Source organism: Nostoc sp. NMS4 (genome assembly GCF_017115095.1).
Lineage (GTDB): Bacteria > Cyanobacteriota > Cyanobacteriia > Cyanobacteriales > Nostocaceae > Nostoc.
Window position 1 is genome coordinate 1 of sequence record NZ_JABXKI010000372.1, and the last position, 2,694, is coordinate 2,694.

The 2,694-nt window shown below is 36.0% G+C and carries 3 protein-coding genes; 2 read left to right on the forward strand and 1 reads right to left on the reverse strand.

What is annotated here, in order from left to right:
- Nucleotides 1-459: glycine betaine ABC transporter substrate-binding protein (locus HWQ37_RS31410; protein ID WP_292754694.1), on the forward strand; the 459-nt coding region annotated here is incomplete at its 5' end.
- Nucleotides 460-644: 185 nt separating this feature from the next.
- Here the strand turns inward: HWQ37_RS31410 and HWQ37_RS31415 are convergent.
- Complete coding sequence (locus HWQ37_RS31415) at nucleotides 645-1,274, reverse strand: Uma2 family endonuclease (protein WP_292754697.1); 630 nt, start codon at nucleotides 1,272-1,274, stop codon at nucleotides 645-647.
- 422 nt (nucleotides 1,275-1,696) lie between these two features.
- Between HWQ37_RS31415 and HWQ37_RS31420 the strand changes: the two genes are divergently transcribed.
- Complete coding sequence (locus HWQ37_RS31420) at nucleotides 1,697-2,425, forward strand: lysophospholipid acyltransferase family protein (protein ID WP_292754699.1); 729 nt, start codon at nucleotides 1,697-1,699, stop codon at nucleotides 2,423-2,425.
- Nucleotides 2,426-2,694: the final 269 nt, after the last annotated feature.

The following is a 2,694-nucleotide window of genomic DNA, read 5'->3' on the forward strand; positions in this document are numbered from 1 at the left end:
ATTCAAACTCTCTCTCAAGCTACTCAATATACACCGCAGTGGCGCGGCGGTTTTGGTTACGAATTTTTAGAACGAGAAGATGGTTTTCCCGGATTAGCTAAAACTTACGATTTGCGTTTTGTTAAATCTCCGCAAATCATGGATTTGGGTTTAATATATCGGGCGTTGATTCAAAAACAAGTAGATATGGTGGCGGGTAATTCCACTGACGGACAGATTTCGCGCTTGGGTTTAGTTGTACTTAAGGATGATAAACATTATTTTCCACCTTACGAAACTGTGCCAATTGTTCGACAAGAAATATTAAAAAAATATCCCGAATTAAGAACTGCGATCGCTTCCCTCGCTGGAAAAATTTCGGCAGATGAAATGCGACAGTTAAACTATTTAGTTGAGGGGGAATTACGTGATGTTAAAGATGTTGTCTTGGAGTTTCGCAAATCGAAGGGACTAAAATAATTCGTAATTCGTAATTCGTAATTCGTAATTCGTAATTCGTAATTCGTAATTCGTAATTAAGGATAGGCTTTACCCCACCCTAACCCTCCCCTTGCAAAGGGGAGGGAACTAGATTTTCCGGTTTCCCCCCTTGGCAAGGGGGGATTAAGGGGGGTCTATTCGACTTATGCAAGAGGTCTATTGTACTACTGTTGTCGATGCAAAAAATTCTTTAACCACTTAATGACTTCACTTGTTGTTTGCTCATTGGCCATTTGGAGACATTGCTGCACAATTTCTTTCATGTTAGGAAAGTAGCTGCTTTCTGCAAGCACATAACTTTCTCCCTGCAATCGATAAATTAGCAACCGATTACTTTTTAATATCCAAACTTCTGGTACTCGATAAGGTAAGAAATCATTAACGTCAGTGTAGCTTGTCACATCTATTTCAATGGCTAAATCTGGTGGCGGATCTGACTCCCAATCAATTCTTTTTTTACCTACTACCGCTCTACAATTTTCAATGTAAAAGCAAAAGTCTGGCTCAATACCACTAATTTCTGGCAAGCTCATGGTGATGGGCGTAAATGACTCGTATATGAGGTTTAAATGATCCAGCAGAACCTTAGCAATATCTGCCAACAAACTCGCATCTCTTCCATGCTCTGGTAGCGGTGCCATTAATAAAATTTCTCCTCTACGATATTTAATACGAGGTGAGGAGCGATCGCCTAGTTGTTGACTCAATACTTGATAGTCTTTCCAGTCTCCTAAAAGCTTTAACAGTGCGCCAGGTGGTAACTCGATTCTTTCTGGTGTAATTACGGTATCCATTAAGGGTTCCCTATTAAGAGTTCCTGCCCCAAAGGGCTGTGGTTAATGAAATTGATTTCAAATCTATTGATAATAGACTGCTCTTGTTGATATTATACAACCACCCTGGTTATGCTTCCCACACCAAACAAATTATGGGTAAAGTCACACAAAAGTACTGATATTTTACATTCTCTTATTTATTCCTTAAATTTCTATTAATTTTGGGGCAGTAATATTAGACCTTAGATAGGAATCATATTTGATTTTTGAAATGCACAGATGGTGTGTTATGCCTCTGCCTAAGAACGTAGATATGAAGGTTTTGATACCGTACTCTACGGCATAAAATACTATTTGTGTACTTAGATTTTTTCAAAAATCTAATCTGATTGCTATAGTGACTAATCTAATATTTTTTGTTGCTAAAGGCATAAAGAATTATGTTTCAAAAAACAATACCTTATGAGTTTTATAAGAAAGCTTCCAAGCTCTTAAGGTTTTTCAGTATTTTAAAACCAGTTGTACATAATTTCATTTGGTTTGGTGGTAGAGCTATTTATTATTTCTGGTTTAATTTGACCAGTCATGGAACAAATAATCTTCCAAAATCTGAATCTTATCTGATTGTGGCTAATCATGTTAGTCATCTTGATGGTTCTGCAATAATTGCTGCCCAAGGTATACACAGCAAAGACGTTTATAGTTTAGCTGCTAAAGATTATTTCTTTAATCAGCCTATAAAAGGCTGGTTTTGTATAAACTTTTTGAACATGATTCCAATTGAGCGAAATGGTAACTCTTTGGATTATTTACACAAGTGTAAAGAAATTTTGCTTCAGGGAAAATACATTCTAATGTTCCCAGAAGGAACTCGTTCGATAAATGGAGAGCTACAATCTCTAAAATTAGGTTTAGGCTTCTTAGCACTCAAGCTCAATGTTTCTATTGTACCAGTATACGTACATGGTACATATACAGCTTTGCCTAAAGGTCAACACTTACCTAAGAAGCATCCAATTCATGTTAGGTTTGGTGAACCTTTAAAGATATCTCTTTATAAAGAAAAGCAAAAGACTATGAGTAATAGAGAACTTTATCAAGAAATTGTCAATGATGTAAAAAGTGCCATTGAACAGTTACGTAAAGAAACAGTTAATTTGAATTTTTGAGGAAAACGAGAGGATTTAAGTTATCTCTGAAAATTAGATCAACTTGTTGATGAATATTAATGTTAGTGTAAGAATTCAGGAGTCAGAATAGTTGAAGAATCATCAGAACATTTTATGAATAAATATACTAATTATTCTAGATTCCTTATAAATTCTGACTCCTGACTCCTGGGTGCTGAATTCTTACATGTTAGTAAACATAGAACAAATTTCAAGAGGATTTAGCGATCGCTCTGCAACTGGGCAATCAACAAGCAAGCAGCGTATAA